14 protein-coding genes are annotated in these 16,311 nt (G+C 70.1%); 6 read left to right on the forward strand and 8 right to left on the reverse strand.

Features of this window, described 5'->3' with window-relative positions:
- Positions 1-18: 18 nt before the first annotated feature.
- The 4 genes from QK288_RS00280 to QK288_RS00295 form a co-directional block, all read right to left on the reverse strand.
- The gene (locus QK288_RS00280; RefSeq protein ID WP_281265839.1) at positions 19-1,452 is read right to left on the reverse strand and encodes an alanine--tRNA ligase-related protein; all 1,434 of its coding nucleotides are present in this window, start codon (positions 1,450-1,452) and stop codon (positions 19-21) included.
- Positions 1,453-1,582: 130 nt separating this feature from the next.
- Positions 1,583-2,077: an HNH endonuclease gene (locus tag QK288_RS00285; RefSeq protein WP_281265840.1), complete on the reverse strand. Its 495-nt coding sequence runs from the start codon at positions 2,075-2,077 to the stop codon at positions 1,583-1,585.
- A gap of 350 nt (positions 2,078-2,427) precedes the next feature.
- A complete protein-coding gene (locus QK288_RS00290) occupies positions 2,428-3,378 on the reverse strand; it encodes a C40 family peptidase (RefSeq protein ID WP_281265841.1) in 951 nt (316 codons plus the stop codon).
- A 322-nt stretch (positions 3,379-3,700) separates the two neighbouring features.
- Positions 3,701-4,396: a metal-dependent transcriptional regulator gene (locus QK288_RS00295; RefSeq protein ID WP_281265842.1), complete on the reverse strand. Its 696-nt coding sequence runs from the start codon at positions 4,394-4,396 to the stop codon at positions 3,701-3,703.
- A 122-nt stretch (positions 4,397-4,518) separates the two neighbouring features.
- Between QK288_RS00295 and serC the strand changes: the two genes are divergently transcribed.
- Positions 4,519-5,637, forward strand: a complete 1,119-nt coding sequence (serC, locus tag QK288_RS00300) for a phosphoserine transaminase (RefSeq protein WP_281265843.1) — start codon at positions 4,519-4,521, stop codon at positions 5,635-5,637.
- Positions 5,638-5,713: 76 nt separating this feature from the next.
- On the opposite strand, the gene QK288_RS00305 is transcribed toward serC, so the two are convergent.
- On the reverse strand, positions 5,714-6,295 hold the full coding sequence (locus tag QK288_RS00305) for a DUF3027 domain-containing protein (RefSeq protein WP_281265844.1): 582 nt from the start codon (positions 6,293-6,295) through the stop codon (positions 5,714-5,716).
- A complete protein-coding gene (locus QK288_RS00310) occupies positions 6,292-6,669 on the reverse strand; it encodes a cold shock domain-containing protein (protein WP_281265845.1) in 378 nt (125 codons plus the stop codon). Before QK288_RS00310 ends, QK288_RS00305 begins: the two co-directional genes overlap by 4 nt.
- 50 nt (positions 6,670-6,719) lie before the next feature.
- Here QK288_RS00310 and QK288_RS00315 point away from each other — a divergent pair, with 50 nt between their 5' ends.
- The 5 genes from QK288_RS00315 to QK288_RS00335 all read left to right on the forward strand — a co-directional run bounded on the left by QK288_RS00315 (position 6,720) and on the right by QK288_RS00335 (position 13,058).
- Entirely contained in the window at positions 6,720-7,019 is a 300-nt protein-coding gene (locus QK288_RS00315) for a multidrug ABC transporter ATPase (protein ID WP_281265846.1), read from the forward strand.
- Between the two features lie 28 nt (positions 7,020-7,047).
- On the forward strand, positions 7,048-8,817 hold the full coding sequence (locus QK288_RS00320; RefSeq protein WP_281265847.1) for a helicase-associated domain-containing protein: 1,770 nt from the start codon (positions 7,048-7,050) through the stop codon (positions 8,815-8,817).
- A gap of 30 nt (positions 8,818-8,847) precedes the next feature.
- Positions 8,848-10,557 carry a DNA repair helicase XPB gene (locus tag QK288_RS00325; protein ID WP_281265848.1) on the forward strand — a complete coding sequence of 570 codons (1,710 nt, stop codon included), beginning with the start codon at positions 8,848-8,850 and terminating at the stop codon, positions 10,555-10,557.
- Between the two features lie 22 nt (positions 10,558-10,579).
- Positions 10,580-11,275: a response regulator transcription factor gene (locus QK288_RS00330; RefSeq protein ID WP_056120555.1), complete on the forward strand. Its 696-nt coding sequence runs from the start codon at positions 10,580-10,582 to the stop codon at positions 11,273-11,275.
- A gap of 76 nt (positions 11,276-11,351) precedes the next feature.
- On the forward strand, positions 11,352-13,058 hold the full coding sequence (locus QK288_RS00335; RefSeq protein ID WP_281265849.1) for a HAMP domain-containing sensor histidine kinase: 1,707 nt from the start codon (positions 11,352-11,354) through the stop codon (positions 13,056-13,058).
- A gap of 302 nt (positions 13,059-13,360) precedes the next feature.
- On the opposite strand, the gene QK288_RS00340 is transcribed toward QK288_RS00335, so the two are convergent.
- Positions 13,361-14,269 carry a hypothetical protein gene (locus tag QK288_RS00340; protein ID WP_281265850.1) on the reverse strand — a complete coding sequence of 303 codons (909 nt, stop codon included), beginning with the start codon at positions 14,267-14,269 and terminating at the stop codon, positions 13,361-13,363.
- 381 nt (positions 14,270-14,650) lie between these two features.
- The gene (gene groL, locus QK288_RS00345; RefSeq protein ID WP_281265851.1) at positions 14,651-16,273 is read right to left on the reverse strand and encodes a chaperonin GroEL; all 1,623 of its coding nucleotides are present in this window, start codon (positions 16,271-16,273) and stop codon (positions 14,651-14,653) included.
- Positions 16,274-16,311 lie beyond the last annotated feature (38 nt).

The following is a 16,311-nucleotide window of genomic DNA, read 5'->3' on the forward strand; positions in this document are numbered from 1 at the left end:
ACGCCACGAGCCTGACGCCTACGAGCCTGGTGCGCTCCCCCCGGGCAGCCCGGCCGCCCCGAGTCGCGTCGCCGCACGCGATCGAGCCCGCTGTGCCTCGAGCGCCGCCTCGAAGTCCGCTTCCCACCCGGGGTCGACGTCGACCCCGACCCGTGCGGCCTCCTCGACGCTGAGCTCCTTCGGGAAGCCGTTCGTGTCCGACAGCAGGAACACGTCCCGGCCGGTCATGGTCCGCCCCTGGAACGCCCCGACGGCGGCGATGCCCGCGGCGAGGGTCCGGCGGAACGCGCGTTCCTCCTTCTGCAGGACGTCGATCACCTCGGAGCGCCGCTCCTGGACCGACGGGTAATCGTCGGCGTACAGGTCCGCGATCACCGGCACGACCTCGCCGAGGAAGTCCTCGTGCAGCCCGAGCGCGAGCGCGAACCGGATCGCCCGACGGACCAGCCGCCGCATGACGTACCCCTGCTCCTTGTTCGACGGGCGCACGCCGTCCACGGCCAGGAACGTCGCCCCGCGGAGGTGGTCGACCACGATCCGCATCGCCGTCGTCTCGTCCTCGTACCGCTTGCCGGTCAGCTCCTGGAGCTTCTCGACGATCGGCCAGAGCAGGCTGATCCGGAAGACGTCGGACGAGTGGATCGCCGCGGCCGCGATCCGTTCCAACCCTCCCCCGAAGTCGACGTTCCGACGGGCGAGCGGTTCGAACGAGCCGTCCGCGAGGCGCCGGTACTGCATGAAGACCTGGTTGCCGATCTCCATGAACTGCCCGCTGTCGCTCGCCGGGTGCGCCCTGCCGAACGACGGGTCGTGGTACTCGGGACCGAAGTCGTAGAACACCTCGCTGTCCGGCCCGCACGGGTCACCGATGGGCGTGGCTTCGAGCGACCCACCGCGCGACCACCAGTTCTCCCCGCCGTCGTAGAAGAAGACGTGCTCCCCCGGCCGCACCCCACGTGCATCACCGTCCGCTTGGCCGCCGATCGCCACGACCTCGGCGTCGATGCCGCGCTCGGCGAACACCGCCTGCCAGATGCTCGCGGCCTCGTCGTCACGGGGGATCCCGCGGGACGCGTCGCCGATGAAGCAGCTGACCGACAGGCGTGCCGGGTCGAGTCCGACGACGTCCACCAGGAACGTGAAGAACTGACGGATCTGGTGTTCCTTGAAGTAGTCGCCGAGGCTCCAGTTCCCGAGCATCTCGAAGAACGTCGTGTGCCGGTTGTCGCCGACGTCCTCGATGTCCTGCGCGCGGACGCACGGCTGGCTGTCGGTCAGTCGCACGCCGTCCGGGTGCGGTTCGCCGAGCAGGTACGGCAGCAGCGCCTGCATCCCGCTGCCGGTGAACAGCGTGCTGGTGTCGGCGGGGACCAGCGGCGCTGGACGGATCGCGACGTGCCCGCTCGCCTCCAGGTGCCGGAGGAACGCGGTTCGGATCTCGTGCGCATCCATGTGCCCGACGCTAGCGCTCGGCGGGGCCGGCGGGCCGGCGCCGTCCGGTCGCGCGGTCTACCGTGACCACACGACGGACTGGAGGCTCGTGGCGGCGCCGCCACGAGCCTCCAGTCCGGTGGTCCCGCCGCTACGCGGCGATCAGGAACTCGTCCCACTCTGCCTGCGGGCGCTCGACGCCGCGCACGACCCAGCTCGAACCGTGCGGCGCCTTCGGTCGGAACCGCAGGTGCCAGCCCATCTCCCGCGGGGTGCGGTCGCCCTTCGCGTTGTTGCAGGCCAGGCAGCACGCGACGAGGTTCTCCCACGAGTCCTCGCCCCCGCGCGACTTCGGCTGCACGTGGTCGATCGTGGTCGCGTGCCGGTCGCAGTACGCGCACCGGTTGGCGTCCCGGCGGAGCACACCGCGCCGGGACACGGGCACGAGTCTCGAGTGCGGGATGCGCACGTACCTGGTGAGGATGATGACGGACGGACGGTCGAAGCTCGACGTCGACCCGGTGACGGGGTGTTCGACGTCGGCGGCGACGATGGCGGCCTTCTGGTTCATGACCAGCACGAGGGCCCGGCGGAACGAGATGACCGCGAGGGGCTCGTAACCGGCGTTGAGGACGAGAGTGCGCATGGGTTCCCTTCCGACGTGCCTGGACGGCTTCCAGGCGGTGCGGGGCACCGGACCGGACGACGACGAACGGGTGACCGCGAACCCGGTCCCGGAACGAAGAAGAGCACCACCCCGCAGGGCAGTGCTCTCCATCACGCTGGGGCGTGCAGTTGCACGCAGGTCGTGGTCGACCGTATGTCGACGTGCGCGCGCCGACCCATGGTGCGGGTCGTGCGTGACGATGACATGGGGTCTCCTGTTCGGGCCGTGTCGGGCCGATGTCGCCAGGTTAACCCAGAAACCGGCCCAGCACGAGGAGTGCTGGGCCGGTTCTCCGGTTGTTCAGGTTCGCGTCAGGCCACGCGGGCGGGTCAGACACCCATCCGGACGATGTGGTAGTCGCTCGTCCAGATCGGACGGATCGACACCGAGCCACCGGGCTTCGGGGCGTCCATGATCATGCCGTTCCCCATGTAGAAGCCGTCGTGCGCCTCGTTGTTGAAGATGACGACGTCGCCGGGCTGCGCCTCGGACTCGGGGATCGTGGTGCCGGCCTGGTCCTGCAGCGGCACGGAGTGCGCGAGGTTGATGCCGTACTGGGCGTACACGAACATGACGTAGCCCGAGCAGTCGAAGCCGGACGGGTCCGCGCCGCCGAAGACGTACGGGGTGCCGATGTACTGCTTCGCGGTGGCGACGACGGCCGGCAGCGAGAACGGGGTGTTCGCGGCCGGTGCGGTCGTCGTCGTCGTGGCGGCGGTGCTGGACTTCGCGAGGTAGTCCTGCGCGGTCGGGCCGGTGTACGACGCGTACTGCTTCGCGGTCGCGGCGCGGGCGGCGGCGACCTCGGCCGCGTGCTTCTGGGACGCGAGGGTCGCGGACGACGTCGCCGAGTAGCCGTCGCGGGTGGTGTCGGCGAGCGCGGCGGCGTCGGAGACGGACAGCTGCTGGCTCTGGGTCGTGCGGATCGCCTGCTGGGCGGTCGCGGTGTCGGAGGCACCGGACTGCTGCGTCGTGGCGAAGGCGGCGGGGACGGCCATCGTGCCGAACATGCCGGCGGCGACCGTCAGCACGATCGGGGCCATGAACTTGCGCTTGCGCGAGCTCGAGGACGGCTTGTCGCTCGGGGCGGCCGTGCGGGTCGCGACGGGCTTCGGCGCGTGGGTGCCGGTCGCGCGCATCGCACGCGTCGGGCTGGAGCGTCGGGAGGTCTTGGCCTCGGCTTCGCGAGCGGCCCGCCGGGTGAGCGGGGCAACTGCGTCGTCAGTCGAGTTCGTCGGGTTCGCGGGCGTCACGTCCGCGGCGGAACCGGTCTGCGTCAAGGTGGGGGGTCTCCGGCGTCTCGTCATCACCCGCCCGACCGGCCGTGGTCCGTGCTGGCCGTCGTGCGTGCGCAACCCCATCCGTTCGTCATCGTTTCCGATCGAGGCAGGAGACGGGTTCGAGACGTCCTGCCACGGGTTCCCGGGTCGCTGTCAGCCCGGGGACTCGTCGAGTGTACGGGTGCACCGTTACCTTGTCGAGACGAAAACGCCGCTTTGTAACAGAACGGTAAAGAAGCCCTGATCAGTGCCGTGTTTTTCGTGCGCCCCAATTCGCGGGGCAGCCGTTCGTCGGCGTCCCCCGGCCGTGTACCCCGAGGTGCTACGCGGCGTCGATGTAGACGTGCTGCGCGACCTCTGCCGGGAGCTCGATCCCGGCGTCTTCGCCGTCGACCCGCACCGCGACGTAGGCCCCTGCTCGCTGCACACTCGCGAGTCGGCCCGGCATCACGCCGGCCGAGCGCAGCTGGTGCAGGAGTTCCGGCTCGAACTGGACGGGCTCGCCCAGACGGCGGATCACACCGGTCGCGACGGCATCGGTGCCCTCGGTCGCGGCGACGATGTTGCGGACGCCGTCGAGGAAGCCGCCGGCATCAGGGCCGCCGATCTCGGCGAGGCCGGGGATCGGGTTGCCGTAGGGCGACTCGGTCGGGTTGCCGAGCATCTCGAGCAGGCGGACCTCCACCTGCTCGCTCATGACGTGCTCCCAGCGGCAGGCCTCGTCGTGGACGAACGCCCAGTCGAGTCCGATGACGTCGGAGAGCAGACGCTCCGCCAGGCGGTGCTTGCGCATGACGTGGGTCGCACGGGAGCGCCCCTCGTCGGTGAGTTCGAGGTGCCGGTCACCGGAGACCACGACGAGGCCGTCACGTTCCATCCGCGCGATCGTCTGCGAGACGGTCGGCCCGGAGTGCCCGAGGCGTTCGGAGATGCGCGCACGCAGCGGGACGATCCCCTCTTCTTCGAGGTCGAGGATCGTCCGGAGGTACATCTCCGTGGTGTCGACGAGATCGGTCACGGTCCGCCTCTCCTGTACTGGGCCCAGCGCAGCCCACCCTACTTGCTCGGGCCGACATGGAATGACCAACACTTGCACGAGTAAAGAATTCCGATGGGATACCAGCTCGGTAGGATCGGTCCATGGCAGACATCGTCATCCCCGCCGAATTCCTCCCCACCGACGGCCGCTTCGGATGCGGCCCGTCCAAGATCCGCGGAGCGCAGCTCGAGTCCCTCGTGACCCGTGGGGCGACGATCCTCGGCACGTCCCACCGCCAGAAGCCCGTCAAGGACCTCGTCGGCTCCGTCCGCCAGGGCCTGGCCGACCTGTTCGACCTGCCCGAGGGCTACGAGGTCGTCCTCGGCAACGGCGGATCGACCGCGTTCTGGGACGCCGCCGCGTTCGGACTGATCGAGCAGCGCGCCGAGAACCTGTCGTTCGGTGAGTTCGGCTCGAAGTTCGCCAAGGCCGCCGGTGCACCGTGGCTCGATGCGCCGCACGTCGTCGAGGCTCCTGGTGGCTCGCTCGCCACGCTCGAGATCGTCGAGGGCGTCGACGTCTACGCGTACCCGCACAACGAGACCTCGACGGGTGTCATGGCGCCCGTGGTCCGCGCCGCCGGCGACCCCGGTGCCCTGACCGTCGTCGACGCCACGAGCGCCGCCGGCGGTGCGGCGTTCGACGTCAGCGCCACGGACGTCTACTACTTCGCGCCGCAGAAGAACTTCGCGTCGGACGGCGGGCTGTGGCTCGCGCTGTTCTCCCCCGCCGCGATCGAGCGCGTCGAGCGGATCGCCGCGTCCGGCCGGTACATCCCGGAGTTCCTGTCCCTGAAGAACGCCGTGGACAACTCCCGCCTGAACCAGACGCTGAACACCCCGGCGATCTCGACCCTGCTGCTCCTCGACGACCAGATCAGGTGGATCAACGAGTCCGGCGGGCTCGGGTGGGCGGACACCCGCACGAAGACGTCGTCGTCGATCCTCTACGACTGGGCGGAGTCGGTCGACTTCGCGACGCCGTTCGTGACGAACCCTGACCACCGGTCGCAGGTCGTCGCCACGATCGACCTCGACGACTCCATCGACGCGAAGGCGGTCGCCGCGACCCTGCGAGCGAACGGCATCGTCGACACCGAGCCGTACCGGAAGCTCGGGCGGAACCAGCTCCGCGTCGCGACCTTCACGGCGATCGACCCCGACGACGTGCAGAAGCTCGTCGGTGCGATCACCCACGTGGTCGGCGCACTGAAGGGCTGACGCCTCGACGCCGAGACACCCCCGAACACACGAAACGCCGCCGGATCCGGCGGCGTTTCGTCGTTGTGGGGGCGTCTCAGCGGGACGGAGGTGTGTCGTCGAGTTCGTCGACGTCCACGCCGTCGATCTCGTCGTCGTCCGACTCGGCGAGGTCGTCCTCGTCGTCGTCGAAGTCGTCGTCGTCGTCGTCCGACTCGTCGTCGTCCGACTCGTCGTCGTCGTCCGACTCGTCGTAGTCGTCGGACTCTTCATCCGAGTCGTCCTCGTCGTCGGACTCGTCGGACTCCTCGTCGTGGCCGTCCTGCGCCGCGCGGTACTCGGCGAGCCGCTCGGACCACGGCACCCAGTCCGGCGCGACGAGCGACCCGTCGCCGGGCATCAGCTCGACCTCGAGCACGGTCGGTTCGTCGCCCTCGACCTGGGCGATGCTGACGGTCCAGCGCCAACCCGGGTACCCGGGCATCCGGTTGGCGAACAGGTACGAGACGACGCCGTCACCCTCGTCCGTGGTCCCGGCAGCGCCGCCGATAGTCGACTCGGCGGTCACCTCGAGGAGGGCCGTGCGGGCGAGCGCGCGGAGCTCGGGGACCTCCTGGGGCGCTGGCAGCTCGGGTGGAGCTGGCAGCTCGTGGGGCTCGGTCTGGTCGGTCATGGTCATGCGTCCAATTGGTCTGCGACGTGCCGCAGGATCGCGGCGAGGCGTGTGCCGTTCTTCGGGTAGCGACCGTGGCGGAGGTCTCCGCTGATCCGGTCGAGTTCCTTCACGAGGTCCTCCACGATGACGGCCATGTCGTCCGCCGAGCGGCGCGACATCTTCGCCAGCGACGGCTGCGGGTCCAGCAGGTGCACGGAGAGCGCCTGCGAGCCGCGCTTGCCCTGCACGACGCCGTACTCGAGCCGTGTGCCGTTCTTCACGGTGGTCACGCCGTCCGGGAGCGAGGAGGCGTGCAGGAAGACCTGGTCGCCATCGTCGCCGGTGATGAACCCGAACCCCTTCTGGTCGTCGTAGAACTTGACCTTGCCGGTGGGCATGCGTGGACTCCTCGATAGGTCTGCGGCCGTGGTGCGGATATCCTGGGTCGATGGCCAAGCCGACCCGATCCCCCGGGGACACGCGGAACTCCGCTGAACCCCCGGCGACGTTCAATCGTACCGAACGCGCCCTCGCGTTCATGGTGGGCGGCATCATCGTCTTCACGATCCTGTGCTTCGCCGCCATGATCATCGGCTGGCTGACACTCGGCACCATCCCCGGCACGGGCGTCTGGCCCGTCGTGCTCGGCATCCTCTACGTCGGACCGCCGATCGCGCTCGTGCTGATCTTCGTCCTGCTGGGCGTCACGTGGACCCGCAAGGCCCGAGCGAACCGGGAATCCCGCTGACGTCCGCTCCGGACGCCGGCAGAGGACGATGACGACCACCGCCGACCTGGCCGCCCGGTTGCGGGCGATGCCGGACGACGACCTCGAGCGGCTCATCGTCGCGCGCGAGCTCCCGACCGCGGTCCTCGGCGAGACCGGCCCGCAGAGCGTCGCGGACTTCTTCGACCTCGCCGAGGCGTTCCGCGCGGACGCCGCGGTCGACGCCGCGATCGAACGGCTCCCCCGACGCACCCTCGTCGCACTCCGCGACGGCGCCGCAGGGCCCGACCTGGCCCCGGCGATCGCACTCGCCCTGGCAGCCGAGGACGGCAGGGTCGACGACGCGGTCGCGGCACGCGTGGCCGCCCACCCCGACCTCGTGGGTCTGACGGGAGGCCCGGTGCCGGCCCGCCCCGCAGCCTCCGCCGCGGAGACGGCCGGGTCCACCACCGCGCGCACCACCGGCGCGGAGCACGCGTTCGCGACGATGACGATGCTCGCGGAACTCCTCCGCGCGGTCGACGACGGCGGTGTCCGTGAACTCGTCAAGGGCGGCATCGGCTCACCACTCGCGCGTGCCCTCGCCGAGCGTTCCGGCGCCGACCCGGACGTCGTCCCCGGACGGCTCGACCTGCTCGAACGCATCCGCTTCACCAGCACCGCCGACGGCGCCTGGTCCCTGACCGACGACGGCCTCGAGTGGTTGACGACCCCGTGGGCGGGCCGTTGGGCCGGGCTCGTCGCGCGCTGGCACGAGTGGCTCGACCCCGCCGTGGGCGAGGTCATCGCGGTGGCGGACGGCGACTGGCGCGACCTCGTCTCCCTCGGCCGCTGGGCATACCCGGCCGGCGCGCGGTGGCTGGACGCCGTCCTGCTCGACGTCGGCGGCACGGCCGCGGCGCTGGGCGTGACGGTCGACGGCGTCGTGACGGACACCGGGCGCGTCCTGCTCGGCGACGACCGGGCAGCGGCCGAGCGTGCAGCAGAGGCCGACCTGCCCGCCACGGTCGAGGGGGTCTACCTCCAGCACGACCTGACGGTCATCGCGCCGGGGCCGCTCGCGCCGGCGGACGACGCCGAACTCCGCACCGTCGCCGACCTCGAGGCGCCGGGACTCGCGGCGCGGTACCGCGTCTCCGAGGACTCGCTCCGCCGAGCACTCCGGTCGGGTAGCTCCCGGCAACAGGTCGTCGACCTCTTCGGACGCATCGGTCTGACCGGGGTCCCGCAGCCGCTGTCGTACCTCGTCGACCAGGTCGCCGCCCGGGACGGCAGCATCGTCGTCGACCGGCAGAGCGGCGGCGTCGGCACCGTCGTCCGCGGGACCGCCGACCAGCTCGACCTCATCGGTGTGGACGCCGAGCTGCGCCAGCTGGCGTGGGAGCGCCCGGACCTGACCACGCTCGTCTCCCGCTACCCGGCCCACGTGGTGCACGCAGCGCTGGAGGACCAGCGCTACCCGGCCGTGCTGCAACCCGGCGCCCGCCCCGAGACGCGCCACGAGCCTCCAGGCCGGCGCCGGGCCGTCGGCCGGTCCCCGGAAGCCGCGGCCAGAGGGGTCGTCGAGCGGCTCCGGCTGACGACCCAGCGGGGCGACGCCGAACCGGAGCAGGAGTGGCTGGGGCGGCAGATCGACCTCGCCGTCCGCGGTCGCACGCCGATCCGCGTGGTCGTCCGAATGCCGGACGGGAGCGAGCGCCCGTTCTCGATCGTGCCGACCTCCGTGGCCGCCGGACGCATCCGCGGCAAGGACATCGCGGCGGACGTCGAACGCACCCTGCCGCTGTCGCTCGTCGTGTCCGTCGACAGCGAAGCCTGACCCAGGCGTGCTCGGCTAGGCTAGAAGGTCATGAACGGACCGCTGATCGTCCAGAGCGACCGCACGGTACTGCTCGAGGTCGCGCACCCCGACGCCGAGGACGCGCGCCACGAGCTCGCCGTCTTCGCCGAGCTCGAGCGCGCGCCGGAACACGTGCACACCTACCGCATCACGCGCCTCGGCCTGTGGAACGCGCGCGCCGCCGGGCACGACGCCGAGTCCATGATCGACACGCTCGAGCGCTTCGCGAAGTTCCCGGTGCCGCAGAGCGTCACCGTGGACATCCGCGACACCGTCTCCCGGTACGGACGCCTCGTGATCCGGCGTGAGGACCCCGCGGACGCGCCGGTCATCGCGAACTCCCCCGGCGAAGAACTCGAGCGGCAGCCGACCCTCCTGCTCACGGCGACCGATCCGTCGGTCCTCGCCGAGGTGGTCCGCTCGAAGCGCATCAAGCCGCTGCTCGGCGACAAGCGCTCGGACACCGCCATCGAGCTGCAGCAATGGGCCCGCGGGCAGGTCAAGCAGGAGCTCGTGAAGATCGGCTGGCCGGCGGAGGACCTCGCCGGGTACACGCCGGGGCAGCCCCACGCCATCGACCTCGACACCTCCTCGTGGAGTCTCCGCCCGTACCAGGAAGACGCCGTGGGCAGCTTCTTCGCGCAGGGGTCCGGTGTCGTCGTGCTGCCATGTGGTGCCGGCAAGACGCTCGTCGGCGCCGGGGCGATGGCGACCGTCAAGGCCACGACGCTCATCCTCGTGACGAACACCGTGTCCGCCCGACAGTGGCGCTCCGAGCTGCTGCGCCGGACGAGCCTGACCGAGGACGAGATCGGCGAGTACTCCGGCAGCGTCAAGGAGATCCGGCCGGTCACGATCGCGACGTACCAGATCCTCACCGCCCGCCGGAAGGGCGAGTACACGCACCTGTCACTCCTCGACGCGCTCGACTGGGGCCTCGTGGTCTACGACGAGGTGCACCTGCTGCCGGCGCCGGTCTTCAAGCTGACCGCCGACCTGCAGGCCCGACGACGCCTGGGCCTCACCGCCACCCTGGTGCGCGAGGACGGCCGCGAAGGCGACGTGTTCTCCCTCATCGGCCCGAAGCGGTACGACGCACCGTGGAAGGAGATCGAGGCCCAGGGCTACATCTCGCCCGCTTCGTGTTTCGAAGTACGGATCGACCTGCCGCACGAGGACCGGCTGGAGTACGCGGCGTCCGGCGACGACGAGCGATACCGGCTCGCGGCGACGACCCCGGCGAAGACCCCGGTGGTGCGCTCGCTCATCGAGCGGCACCGCGGCGAGCAGATCCTGGTGATCGGGCAGTACATCGACCAGCTGGACTCCTTGGCCGCGTCACTCGATGCCGCCGAGATCACCGGCGCGACGCCCATCGACGAGCGGGAGCGCCTGTTCCAGGCGTTCCGCGAGGGCTCGATCGACGTGCTCGTCGTGTCGAAGGTGGCGAACTTCTCGGTGGACCTGCCGGACGCCACGGTGGCCATCCAGATCTCCGGATCGTTCGGGTCGCGGCAGGAAGAGGCGCAGCGGCTCGGGCGACTCCTGCGGCCGAACAAGGACGGCCTGCCGGCATCGTTCTACACGCTCGTGACACGGGACACGGTGGACCAGGACTTCGCGCAGAACCGGCAGCGGTTCCTCGCGGAGCAGGGGTACTCGTACACGATCCTCGACGCCGACCAGGTGACGTCTGCTTCGCTCTCAGGAAACGTTTAGCCAACGGTCAGAGGATGGGGTCATGACCGATGGCCCCAAGATCCTGATCGTCGACGACGAGCCGAACATCCGCGATCTCCTCACGACCTCGCTCCGCTTCGCCGGGTTCGCCGTGCGTGCGGTCGGGAATGGCGCGCAGGCGATCTCCGCCGTGCTCGAGGAAGAGCCGGACCTGATCATCCTCGACGTCATGCTCCCCGACATGAACGGGTTCGGCGTCACCAAGCGCCTCCGTTCCTCCGGGTACACCTCGCCGATCCTGTTCCTCACGGCGAAGGACGACACCGAGGACAAGATCACCGGCCTCACCGTCGGCGGCGACGACTACGTCACGAAGCCGTTCTCGCTCGACGAGATCGTCGCCCGCATCAAGGCGATCCTCCGTCGCACGATGAACGACGAGGAAGACGCGATCATCCGCGCCGGCGAGCTCACGATGGACCAGGACACGCACGAGGTCACCATCGGCGACGCGCAGATCGAGCTCTCCCCCACCGAGTTCAAGCTGCTCCGCTACCTCATGCTGAACCCCAACCGCGTGCTGTCGAAGGCGCAGATCCTCGACCACGTGTGGGAGTACGACTTCAACGGGGACGCCGGCATCGTCGAGTCCTACATCTCGTACCTGCGCCGGAAGCTCGACCAGTACTCGACCGAGCCGATCATCCAGACGAAGCGTGGGTTCGGTTACATGCTGAAGGCGTCCAAGGCATCCTGAGGCGTTCGCGTTCGTCGCGTTCTTCACGGCGCTCGTCCGGTTTCGCCGGACGGGCGCCGTCTACCGTTGAGGCAGCATGCACTCCAGAATGAACCGCTGGTGGGACGGCATCTCCCTGCGCACCAAGATCACCGGGATCACGGTGCTCCTGGTCGCGCTCGGGCTGCTCGTCGCCGGTCTCGGCACCATGACCGTGCTGTCGACCTACCTGGTGTCTCGTCTGGACAACCAGGTGACGACGACGACGTCGCAACTCGAGGGGCAGAACATCAGCGACGGTGAGCAGTACTGCAAGCTCACCATGGTGCTCGAGAAGAGCTCGTACGTCGCCGCCTACGACGGGGACGGCAAGCAGATCTGCGACACGCAGTCCACGTCGCAGCCGGACATCTCGTCGGTGAACTTCTCTGCGGCCACGAAGGCGAACGCCCCGTTCAGCCTCTACGACAAGCAGCACAACCACGAGTGGCGCGCGCAGGTCATCCCGGCGAACCTGCAGAACCTGTCGACCGGCGCCACCGAGACCGGTTACGTCCTCGTCGCCGTCTCCAGCGCGGACACCGACCAGACCATCGCCCGGTTCACGGTCATCTTCCTGGGCTTCGGCATCTCGGTGATCCTGCTCGGCGCGATGCTCACCCGGCTCCTCGTGACCGCCACCTTCGACCCGCTGCGCGACGTCGAGGACACCGCCGCCCGGTTCGCCGCCGGTGACTTCAACCAGCGCCTCGAGGACGACACCCCGAACACCGAGGTCGGCCGACTCAACCGCTCGTTGAACGCGATGCTCGAGCGGATCGACAGCGCGTTCGAGGACCGTCAGCGCACCATCGACCAGATGCGCCGGTTCGTCGGCGATGCGTCGCACGAACTCCGCACGCCCCTGGTGTCGCTCCGCGGGTACGCCGAGCTGTACCGGATGGGGGCGCTCCGCAAGGAAGAGGACGTCGCCCAGGCGATGGGCCGCATCGAGAAGGAAGCCCAGCGCATGGGGCTCCTCGTGCAGGACCTCCTCCAGCTCGCACGCATCGACGAGTCGAAGCCGCTCGAGCTCGGCCCCGTGGACCTCGTGGCGATCGCCCGCGACTCGGCGCTCGACACCATGGCGTCGAACCCCGACCGCGAGATCCAGGTACTCGTCGAGGACGTGCCGCAGGCCGTGCGTGCACCGTCGGCGTTCGGACCGGCCGCGGTCTCCCCGACGTCGGACTCCGCTCCGGCGTCGCCGTCCGCCAACACCACCGGTCCGATCGCGTTCTCCCGTCAGACCCTCGCCCGGCTGCGTGCCCGCCGGAACCGCGCGATGAACCTGGACGCACCGCCCACGGACGAGACGACGCCGCTGCCCACCGTCGTGATGCCGAAGCGCCCGCCGATCGTCCTGGCGGAGGAGAACAAGATCCGGCAGGTCGTGACGAACCTGATGGGCAACGCCATGCGGTTCACCGAGCACGACGACCCGATCGAGATCGGCATCGGCGTGGACGACGACCGCGGCATGGCGCACATCGACGTCATCGACCACGGCGAGGGCATCCCGCCGCAGCTCCGCGACAAGATCTTCCAGCGCTTCTGGCGTGCGGACACCTCCCGCGCGCGGGACACCGGCGGCTCGGGGCTCGGCCTCGCGATCGTGTCCGGGATCGTGGCCGCACACCAGGGTTCGGTGGAGGTCATCGACACCGAGGGCGGCGGTGCCACCTTCCGCATCTGGCTCCCGCTGCTCCCCCGCGACTACACCCCGCCCGCCCCGGAGTCCCCCGCCGCCCCCACCCTGTCCTGAGCCGGCGCCCGCCGCCCGCAGGGCTCCGCACACCCGCCCGCTGTCCCGCGCGCGGGGACCCGCCGCCCGCTGTCCCGCGCCCGCTGTCCCGCGCCCGCGGGCCCGCCGCCCGCCGTCCCGCGCCCGCGGGGCCCCGCCGCCCGGCGCCCCCCGACCGGTCACAACACCCCGCTCAGCTCCGCCGAGTGGCCGCAAGTCGTCGTTCGGCGGGTTCTCGCCCGACGTTCTGCGACCGGTCGGAGGTGAGCCAACGGGGAGTCGTGACCACTCGAGGCGCCGCGAATGGTGCGGCGTGCTCGGTCTCATGCGGCGGACCGACGATCTCTGCCCAGTCGCTGCTCGAACGCCTGGCGGAGACGCTCGAACACGACGGCGGGACGATGCGCGTCGGCTGATGTGGCGTGCACGGCGATCCAGCCGTTGACGACGAACCCGTTGTCGCGCCGCTGGTCGTGCTGAAAGACGTCGCGCGCGCGATGATGATCGCCGTCGTACTCGAACGCGATGCGCAACTCGGGCCAGGCCATGTCCACGCGGCCGAGCAACTGCCGGTTCGCGTCTCGCACCTCGACGTTCAGCTCCGGCTCCGGGAACCCGGCGTCGACGATCGCCAGCCGGAACCAAGTCTCCATCGCCGATTCCGCGCCGACCCGCACGAGGCCGACCGCGGTCCGCGCTGCGATCGAGGACCGCGAACCCGGGATGATCGCGTCGGCCAGGTCCGCCATCGTCGTCTCGAAGTGGCTCCGCCCCACGAAGTGGTCCCCGACGGCGACGAGTGCACGGGTGCCGAGGAGCGAGGCGCACTGTGCCCAGGAATCAGCCGGCGTGGCGAGCCGTCGTCCGCCCGACTCCGTCACACCGGAGGCAGAGAGACGGTGGCCCCGGACATTCGGGCGGCGCATTCGTGGAGCGTCCGAGACCGTCGACACATGGACGGCCGGATCATCCTGCACCGCCTTCGGCAGGGGAGCACCCCAGAGTCGCGCGGCCGTCGTGTGGCTGAAGAACTGATCGGGCCGCATCACGAGGGACAGGGCAGTGACGAACGACTCGAACCCGTGACTGTCCACGGCGGCCCTGACCCCGTGGACGGGCTTCGACAGGTCCGAGCGACGGAGCCGTTCGGCGTTCACGCCGTGGGCGGCAGCGTCGGAGACGCGGAAGGCGCGGTGCAGGAGGAAATCGGGCAGCGGTCGTGGGTGCGGCATCCCTGATCGTGCGTCGACATGCCCGGAAGCCGCTCAGCGCCGGACGAAACGGTGGAGAGCAACGGGATTGGAGCCTCCTGTGTGGGGCTCAGCTCGCGGGCGGGCGCTCACCACTGGTCACGACACCCCGTCAAAGTGCTGCCCACTGGTCACAGTCCGTCGCCTGAAGCCTCGCCACCCGACAACTTGTGACCACTCGGCGGAAGTGAGCGGGGTGTTGCGACCGGTCGACGAGCGCCCGGCCGCGTGCACCCGACCCCGCGCCCACGCCCGCGCACGCGGAAGCGCCCGCGCACGCGGAAGCGCCCCCGCACGCGGAAGCGCCCCCGCACGCGGAAGGCCCCCGCACGCGCAGCGTGCGGGGGCCTTCGGAACGACGGACTAGAAGTCCATGCCACCCGTCGGGTCGCCGGCGGGAGCAGCAGGGGTGCGCTCCGGCTTGTCGGCGACGACGGCCTCGGTCGTGAGGAACAGCCCGGCGATCGACGCGGCGTTCTGCAGCGCCGAGCGGGTCACCTTGGCCGGGTCGATGATGCCGGCGGCGATCAGGTCGACGTACTCACCGGTCGCGGCGTTGAGGCCCCAGCCCGACTCGAGCTCGCGGACGCGAGCAGCGACGACGCCCGGCTCCATGCCGGCGTTGAGCGCGATCTGCTTGAGCGGCGCGTCGATCGCCACGCGGACGATGTTCGCACCGGTCGCCTCGTCACCCTCGAGCGCGAGGGACTCGAGCGCCACGGCACCGGCCTGGATGAGGGCGACGCCACCACCGGCGACGATGCCCTCTTCGACGGCTGCCTTCGCGTTGCGGACGGCGTCCTCGATGCGGTGCTTGCGCTCCTTGAGCTCGACCTCGGTCGCGGCACCCGCCTTGATGACGGCCACGCCACCAGCGAGCTTCGCGAGGCGCTCCTGGAGCTTCTCGCGGTCGTAGTCGGAGTCGGTCGCCTCGATCTCGGAGCGGATCTGACGAACGCGGCCGGCGATCTGCTCCTCGTCGCCAGCACCCTCGACGATGGTGGTCTCGTCCTTGGTGATGATGACCTTGCGGGCCTTGCCGAGCAGGTCGAGCGTGGCGTTCTCGAGCTTGAGGCCGACCTCTTCCGAGATGACCTGGCCGCCGGTGAGGATCGCGATGTCCTGCAGCATGGCCTTGCGACGGTCGCCGAAGCCCGGGGCCTTGACGGCGACGGACTTGAAGATGCCGCGGATCTTGTTCACGACGAGGGTCGCGAGCGCTTCGCCGTCGACGTCCTCGGCGATGATCAGGAGCTGCTTGCCCGCCTGGATCACCTTGTCGACGACCGGCAGGAGGTCCTTGATGTTCGAGATCTTCGAGTTGACGATCAGGATGTAGGCGTCCTCGAAGACGGCTTCCTGACGCTCGGGGTCGGTGACGAAGTACTGCGACAGGTAGCCCTTGTCGAAGCGCATGCCCTCGGTGAGCTCGAGCTCGGTGCCGAAGGTGTTCGACTCCTCGACGGTGACGACGCCTTCCTTGCCGACCTTGTCGATGGCCTCGGCGATGAGCGCGCCGATCGTCGGGTCCGCGGCGGAGATCGACGCGGTGGCGGCGATCTGGTCCTTGGTCTCGATGTCCTTGGCGTTCGCGAGCAGCTGGTCCGAGACGGCCGCGACGGCCTTCTCGATGCCGCGCTTCAGCGAGACGGGGTCCGCACCGGCGGCGACGTTGCGAAGGCCTTCGCGGACGAGGGCCTGGGCGAGCACGGTCGCGGTGGTCGTACCGTCACCGGCGACGTCGTCGGTCTTCTTGGCGACCTCCTTGACGAGCTCCGCACCGATCTTCTCGTACGGGTCGTCGAGCTCGATCTCCTTGGCGATGGAGACACCGTCGTTCGTGATCGTGGGGGCGCCCCACTTCTTCTCGAGGACGACGTTGCGGCCGCGCGGGCCGAGCGTCACCTTCACGGCGTCGGCCAGCTGGTTCAGGCCGCGCTCGAGGCCACGGCGGGCCTCCTCGTCGAAAGCAATGATCTTAGCCATGTGAGTTTCTCGTCCCTCCCGGACGTCGTGGGGGTCTT

The organism is Curtobacterium sp. 9128, from assembly GCF_900086645.1.
GTDB lineage: Bacteria > Actinomycetota > Actinomycetes > Actinomycetales > Microbacteriaceae > Curtobacterium.

Coding starts and splice junctions, on each gene's coding strand:
- QK288_RS00320 (WP_281265847.1), top strand. CDS start 7,048: ATGACGACCACCGCCGACCTGGCCGCCCGGTTGCGGGCGATGCCGGAC.
- groL (WP_281265851.1), bottom strand. CDS start 16,273: ATGGCTAAGATCATTGCTTTCGACGAGGAGGCCCGCCGTGGCCTCGAG.
- QK288_RS00335 (WP_281265849.1), top strand. CDS start 11,352: ATGCACTCCAGAATGAACCGCTGGTGGGACGGCATCTCCCTGCGCACC.
- QK288_RS00325 (WP_281265848.1), top strand. CDS start 8,848: ATGAACGGACCGCTGATCGTCCAGAGCGACCGCACGGTACTGCTCGAG.
- QK288_RS00280 (WP_281265839.1), bottom strand. CDS start 1,452: ATGGATGCGCACGAGATCCGAACCGCGTTCCTCCGGCACCTGGAGGCG.
- QK288_RS00340 (WP_281265850.1), bottom strand. CDS start 14,269: ATGCCGCACCCACGACCGCTGCCCGATTTCCTCCTGCACCGCGCCTTC.
- QK288_RS00310 (WP_281265845.1), bottom strand. CDS start 6,669: ATGCCCACCGGCAAGGTCAAGTTCTACGACGACCAGAAGGGGTTCGGG.
- QK288_RS00285 (WP_281265840.1), bottom strand. CDS start 2,077: ATGCGCACTCTCGTCCTCAACGCCGGTTACGAGCCCCTCGCGGTCATC.
- serC (WP_281265843.1), top strand. CDS start 4,519: ATGGCAGACATCGTCATCCCCGCCGAATTCCTCCCCACCGACGGCCGC.
- QK288_RS00330 (WP_056120555.1), top strand. CDS start 10,580: ATGACCGATGGCCCCAAGATCCTGATCGTCGACGACGAGCCGAACATC.
- QK288_RS00315 (WP_281265846.1), top strand. CDS start 6,720: ATGGCCAAGCCGACCCGATCCCCCGGGGACACGCGGAACTCCGCTGAA.
- QK288_RS00305 (WP_281265844.1), bottom strand. CDS start 6,295: ATGACCATGACCGACCAGACCGAGCCCCACGAGCTGCCAGCTCCACCC.